Origin of the sequence: Achromobacter ruhlandii (assembly GCF_902859695.1) — a bacterium.
GTDB lineage: Bacteria > Pseudomonadota > Gammaproteobacteria > Burkholderiales > Burkholderiaceae_B > Achromobacter > Achromobacter ruhlandii.
In genome coordinates, this window is the sequence record NZ_CADIJL010000046.1 from 26,020 (window position 1) to 32,125 (window position 6,106).

A 6,106-nucleotide genomic window follows, 5' to 3' on the forward strand; every position below is an offset into this window, starting at 1 on the left:
CGTTACCAAGGAAGTGAAAAGATCATGTTTCCCAAAAGACTCACCGAAGGCTATCAGTCCTTTCTCGCCGGCCGTTTCCATTCCGAACGCAGCCGCTACGAAAAGCTGGCCGAAACTGGGCAAAGCCCGGAAATCCTGATCATCGGCTGTTGCGACTCGCGCGTCTCGCCCGAAGCGATCTTCGACGCCGGCCCCGGCGAAATGTTCGTCGTGCGCAACGTCGCCAACCTGGTCCCGCCCTGTGATCCCGATTCCGAATCCTCGTACCACGGCACCAGCGCCGCGATCGAGTTCGCCGTCAACGGCCTGAACGTCAAACACATCGTCGTCCTCGGCCACGCCTCCTGCGGCGGCATCCGCGCCTTCTTCGACGACGCCAAGCCGCTCACCAAGGGCGACTTCATCGGCAAGTGGATGTCCCAGATCGCGCCCGTCGCCGAAGAACTCGGCCCCGGCGGCGACGACCGCGCCGCCAACCTCAAGCGCCTCGAACTCGCCGTCATCGGCCACAGCCTGAACAACCTGATGACCTTCCCCTCCATCCGCCGCCGCGTCGAAAGCGGCGACCTGGAGCTGCACGGCACCTACTTCGGCGTCGCCACCGGCGTCCTGTTCCTGCGCGACCCCTCCACCGGCGAATTCAGTCCCTGCCTGGAAACCGGCCTGCCCGGCTGATCGCTCCGCGAACGCGGCGGCTCGGCCGCCGCGTGCATACCGCCACAGGCAAATAGCGCAGGCGCATCCGCGCCAAGCAAACGCGGTTAGCAACGCCAAACCGTCACTGCGCAGCCGCAACATCACACGGCCAGCGCAACGCCATCACCAGCGCGCAGCGTCATCCCCCCGACGCCAGACATCCAAACGCCAAAGAAGGCCGCCCGCGCGGCCGCCTTTGGCGACCCCGCAAGACCTTCCCTTACCCCCGATCGCTGGCAAAAACGCCAAGCAAACAACTAGCCCCCACGGCCCCCGTTAAGTCTCATCGCGAGCGGGTGCCGGGGCAGGCGGGGGATGGCGGGGCGTGTAGATGCGCCCGAGGGAATCTGAAGGGAAGGCCGCAGGCCTGGACGAAGATGACGAAGGGGGAGTCCGGAGCGAACGCTCCGGACCGCAATCGTAGCCCCGCCATCCCCCGCCTGCCCCGGCACCCGCGCCTAAAGAACCCAACAACAACGCCAGCAATCCCCTCAAACCCGATAGGCCTGCGCCAACCTCTCATAATTATTCTTAAGAATGATCCCCGCATAGTAGACATGCTCCCGCATCAGATCCTCGGCCCGCGCCCCATCCCGCGCAATAATGGCATTCACGATCCGATGATGATCATCATGCGACCGCAGAATGATCCCATGGTCCTCCCACAGGATGATCCGATCCGACGCATACGGAATCGCCTGCGCCTGCGTCGCGAACCGCTTCACCCACGGATTGCCCGCCGCCTCCAGGATCCCGTTGTGCAGCGTGATGTTGACCTGCTGGTACGGCAGATGATCCTCCGCCAGCAGCACGCCCTTGCCGAGAATGCGATCGCCTTCGTCCAGGCAGTTCTTCAGCACCGCCACCGCGTCATTCGATAAACCGCGCAGCGCCGCCTGCCGACAGGCCAGGCCTTCGAGCGCCGCCCGCACCTCGTAAGCCGCCACGATCTCGGCCAGGTCATAGGCCCGCACGGTGTAGCCGCGCTTGGGCAGGTGCTCCAGCAGCCCCTCGTTGCCCAGCGTCGCCAGGGCCGCCCGCACCGGCGTGCGCGACACCCCCAGTTTCTCGGCCAGCGGGATTTCCTCCAGGCGGGCCCCGGGGCTGAACTTGCCATGCAGCACCCAGTCCCGCAGCGTATCGGTCACGTGTTGAGATAGCGTATCCATGCCCGCATTGTATACATGAAGAATACATGCGACACCGCCCCTTACCACCGCGCTAGGGCTTTCCCCAATGAGAACAGTCAAGGCTCCTCGACAAATACGGGAAACCCCCTATACCTGCCACCCCTTCATGTATACATAATCGCCAAAAATTCAGATCAGCGGACGCCGTTTCCAAGGCAGGCGAATCCGCGCAACAGGAGACAGCATGTCCAATGTATCCACGCCGGCCGCGGGCCCGGCCCCGCGGCTCGCGCTCGTCACCGGCGGCGGCGGCGGCATCGGCGCCACCATCTGCCAGGAGCTGGCCCGCGCCGGCTACCGCGTGGTGGTGTCGGACGTGGACGCCCAGCGCGCCCGTCGCGTGGCCGACGAACTCGGCGCGCCGCACAGCGCCCATGCCTTCGACGTCAGCGACGAAAGCGCCGTCGAAACGGCGTTCGACCAGATCGAAAAGACTCACGGCCCCATCGCCGTGCTGGTCAGCGCCGCCGGCCTGCTGCTGTTCCAGGCCAACGGCGAACGCCCGCTGATCAAGGACACCACGCTCGACATCTGGGAACGCAGCTTCGCCGTCAACGCGCGCGGCGTGTTCCTGTGCGGCCGCGCCTACCTGCGCCGGCGCGAAGCCGCGCCGCTCCAGCATGGCCGCATCGTCACCTTCACCTCGGTCGCCGCGCAGTTGGGCGGCTATCGCTCCAGCGCCTCGTACATCGCCGCCAAATCCGCCGTGCTGGGCCTGACCAAGGCCATGGCGCGCGAGTCCGCGCACCTGGGCATCACGGTCAACGGCATCGCGCCGGGGCTGATCGACACCGACATGCTGCGCAGCACCGTCACCAGCAGCGGTGCGCTGGCCGCCGCGGCGCAGGCGATTCCGCTGGGCCGCATCGGCACGGTGGACGACGTCGCCGCGGCCGTGCGTTTCCTGGCCTCGGAAGAAGCGGGCTACATCACCGGCAGCGTCATCGACGTGAACGGCGGCTACCGCATGCAATGAACACTGTGCAGTGAACCCAATCCGGCGGCCTAGCCGCCACGCAGCAACGCGCCATGGATAAAGGCGCGCACTCAAAAAACGGGAGACAAACCATGAAGCCCCTTCGCCGCCACGCGGCCGCCGCGCTATGCGCCCTTGCCCTGGGCGCCTCCGCCCAGGCCCAGCAGGAACCCGGCATCACCGACAAGACCATCCGCATCGGCCTGTTCGCGCCCCTCTCGGGCAGCGGCATGGCCTACGGTTTCGACGTGCTGAACGCCGCCAAGATGTGGTACGCCAAGGTCAACAAGGAAGGCGGCGTCAACGGCCGCCAGATCGAACTGGTGATCGAGGACGACCGCTGCAACGCCAACGACCTGGTGGCGGCGGTCAAGAAGCTGACCGAGCAGGACAAGGTGTTCCTGCTGAACGGCGGCTCGTGCTCGGCCGCCGTGGTGGCCGCGCGCGAGTACGTCGAGCGCGAGAAGGTGCCGTTGGTCATGCTCAACGCCTCGGGCGACGGCGCGCTGTATCCGCCGTCCAAGTACATCTACGGCGCGTTCTCGATCTCGCAGCACGCCGTGGGCGGCTCGATGGTGCAGTTCGCCAACGAGCACCTGAAGGCCGCCAAGATCGGCTACATCAACCACGACGACGCCTACGGCGGCTGGAACCTGGAAGCCGCGCAGGCCCAGGCCAAGCAGTTGGGCAACGTGAACCTGCAGGTGCAATCGGTCAATCCCAACATCACCGACGTCACCGCGCCGATGCTCAAGATCCGCGCCGCCAACCCGGACGTGCTGCTGCTGACGACGTATGCCCGCCCCGCCGCGCTGATCATCAAGAAGGCGCAGGAACTGGGCTGGAACAAGCCCATCGTGCTGGCCGTCAACGGCACCGCCGACCTGAAGCAGCTGGTGGAGAACGTCGGCAACAAGGACGCCTTCAAGAATGTCTACATCCAGGAAGTGCTGAGCGACATGCCCGGCGGGCCCAAGCTGACCTGGGTCTACGACATGTACAAGCAGGCCTATCCGGACCTGGCCGCCAAGCCCGGCCACCCGCAGACCTACATGCCCTACGGCCTGCCGCCGGCGATGGCGGTGGTCAATGCGCTCAAGGCCGCCGGCCCGCAGCCCACCCGCGAGAAGGTGCTGGCCGCGCTGGAGACCATGAAGTTCGATTCCGGCGTCATGGCCGGCCCGATCGAGTTCGGCCCGAACGACCGCGCCGCGCAGGAATCGGCCATCTACATCAAGTTCGACGGCACCAACATGTCGCTCGTGCCGGGCGCCTTCAAGAGCGTCTGGCAGTACCAACCGTAACCGCCGACACAGGCCAGTGTGCTGTCCCGTAGATACGTGCGCATGACGTGCGGGCGTATCCGCGGGACAGCGCACCCAGTCCGCGCCGCGGCGCAGCGCCGCGCGGACCGCCGGAGACCATCATGAGCTTTGCCGATATCTGGTTGTTCCTGCAGCAGGGGGTGCTGTCGGGACTGGTGACGGGCAGCGTGTACGCGCTGCTGGCGGTCGCCGTTGTCATTATCTTCAAGACCACCGACGTGCCCAACTTCGCCCAGGGCGAGATCTTCATGGTCGGGGGCTACATCGCCCTGTTCCTGACCCTGGTGATGGGCTGGCCCTACCTGGCGGTCATTCCGGTGACGCTGGCCGTGGTGGCCGTGGTCTCCGGCCTGTTCCAGCGCGTCGTCATGGAGCGCGTCATCGCCTCCAGGGGCGTAGGCGTGCAGATGGTGATCGCCACGCTGGGCCTGGCCTACGCCCTTAAAGGGCTGGTGCGCCAGAGTGGGCTGGGCGACACGCCGCGCTCGCTGCCGCCGCTGGCTCCGACCGACGCCATCCTCATCGGCGACGCCGTGCTGACGCAGCTGGACCTGGTGATCTTCGCCGTCGCCGTGGGCGTGATGCTGCTGCTGTACGGGATGTTCACCTATACGCGTGTCGGCAAAGCCATGCGCGCCGTCGGCATGAACCCCAAGGCCGCGCGCCTGGTGGGCGTGAACCTGACGCGCATCCGCATGATGGTGTGGGCGCTGTCCGGGCTGATCTCGGCCGTGGCCGCGCTGCTCATCACGCCCAAGATCCTGATCACGCCGGACATCGGCCACATCGCCATCCTGGCCTACGCGGCCGCCATCGTCGGCGGCATCACCAGCCTGCCCGGCGCGGTGGTCGGCGGCTTCGTGATCGGCGTGGCCGAGAACCTGGTGGGCCTGTTCATTTCGACCAACGCCATCGTGGTGGCGCCCTTCGTCGCCATCATGGTGGTGCTGCTGCTGCGTCCGCAAGGCCTGCTGGGCGGCAAACTGCAAGTGAAAAAAGTATGAAACCCAATACCGACCGCGCCCTGCTGGCGCTCATGGCCGTGGCGCTGGCGGCCCTGCCGTTCATGGCCAGCGGCTATGTGATCTACGTCGTCAACCTGCTGATGGTGTTCGTGGTGCTGGCCCTGGGCCTGCACATCGTCATCGGCGAGACCGGGCAGTTCGCCCTGTCGCACGCCGCGTTCTATGGCGTCGGCATCTATACGGCGGGGCTGATCAACAACCTCTGGCACCCGCCCTTCTTCCTCTCGATCCTGGCGGGCGGGCTGCTGGCCGCGCTGCTGGGCTACATCATCGGCGCCCTGGCGCTGCGCATGCGCGATATCTACCTGGCGCTGTCGACCTTCGCCTTCGGCGAGGCGATGCAGTGGGTGTTCCTGAACTGGCAGGCGGTGACCAATGGCTCGAACGGCTTCCGCATTTCGCCGGCCACGCTGTTCGGCTATGAACTGGTGACCGACACCAAGGCCTATCCGTTCGTGGTCGCGATCGCCGCGCTGCTGCTGTGGATCACCGTGGCCCTGTCGCGCTCGCAGCTGGGCTCGGCCTTCCGCGCCGTGCGCGAGAGCGACGTGGCGGCGCAGGCCATGGGGGTGAACGTCAACGCCATCAAGCGCACCGCCTTCACGCTGTCGGCCGCCTACGCCGGCATCGCCGGCGGCATGTACACCACCTTCGCTTCGTTCATCCACCCGGAAAGCCTGGGCTTCCAGACCACCATCCTGATCCTTACCATGGTGGTGGTGGGCGGCATCGGCTCGGTGCGCGGCGCCATCGCCGGCGCGCTCGGCTTCGGCCTGATCTCGGAGCTGCTGCGCCAGGCGCTGTCGTTCCAGGAAATCATCTACGGCGTGATCCTGATGGGCTTCATGATGTTCGCGCCCAAGGGCCTGTTCGCCAGCCGCGAGGCGCGCCGCC

The 6,106-nt window shown here is 66.3% G+C and carries 6 protein-coding genes; 5 read left to right on the plus strand and 1 reads right to left on the minus strand.

The window, feature by feature from the left end; translation table 11 throughout:
• Positions 1-24 precede the first annotated feature (24 nt).
• Positions 25-675, plus strand: a complete 651-nt coding sequence (locus tag HV742_RS29740; RefSeq protein WP_175147092.1) for a carbonic anhydrase — start codon at positions 25-27, stop codon at positions 673-675.
• 512 nt (positions 676-1,187) lie between these two features.
• Here the strand turns inward: HV742_RS29740 and HV742_RS29745 are convergent.
• Positions 1,188-1,844: a GntR family transcriptional regulator gene (locus HV742_RS29745; RefSeq protein ID WP_230846684.1), complete on the minus strand. Its 657-nt coding sequence runs from the start codon at positions 1,842-1,844 to the stop codon at positions 1,188-1,190.
• A gap of 226 nt (positions 1,845-2,070) precedes the next feature.
• On the opposite strand from HV742_RS29745, the gene HV742_RS29750 reads away from it, so the two are divergent.
• The 4 genes from HV742_RS29750 to HV742_RS29765 form a co-directional block, all read left to right on the plus strand.
• Positions 2,071-2,862, plus strand: a complete 792-nt coding sequence (locus tag HV742_RS29750) for an SDR family NAD(P)-dependent oxidoreductase (protein ID WP_049076620.1) — start codon at positions 2,071-2,073, stop codon at positions 2,860-2,862.
• Between the two features lie 92 nt (positions 2,863-2,954).
• Entirely contained in the window at positions 2,955-4,166 is a 1,212-nt protein-coding gene (locus HV742_RS29755; RefSeq protein ID WP_049076622.1) for an ABC transporter substrate-binding protein, read from the plus strand.
• Positions 4,167-4,288: 122 nt separating this feature from the next.
• Positions 4,289-5,191 (plus strand): branched-chain amino acid ABC transporter permease, encoded by a 903-nt coding sequence (locus HV742_RS29760; protein WP_054417916.1) that lies wholly within the window; start codon positions 4,289-4,291, stop codon positions 5,189-5,191.
• A partial coding sequence (locus tag HV742_RS29765) for a branched-chain amino acid ABC transporter permease (protein WP_175147093.1) occupies positions 5,188-6,106 on the plus strand: 919 nt, incomplete at its 3' end. The genes HV742_RS29760 and HV742_RS29765, both read left to right, overlap by 4 nt.

Excerpts from the sequence above, each read along its gene's own strand:
- HV742_RS29740 (WP_175147092.1), top strand. The coding sequence starts at position 25 with ATGTTTCCCAAAAGACTCACCGAAGGCTATCAGTCCTTTCTCGCCGGC.
- HV742_RS29750 (WP_049076620.1), top strand. The coding sequence starts at position 2,071 with ATGTCCAATGTATCCACGCCGGCCGCGGGCCCGGCCCCGCGGCTCGCG.
- HV742_RS29755 (WP_049076622.1), top strand. The coding sequence starts at position 2,955 with ATGAAGCCCCTTCGCCGCCACGCGGCCGCCGCGCTATGCGCCCTTGCC.
- HV742_RS29760 (WP_054417916.1), top strand. The coding sequence starts at position 4,289 with ATGAGCTTTGCCGATATCTGGTTGTTCCTGCAGCAGGGGGTGCTGTCG.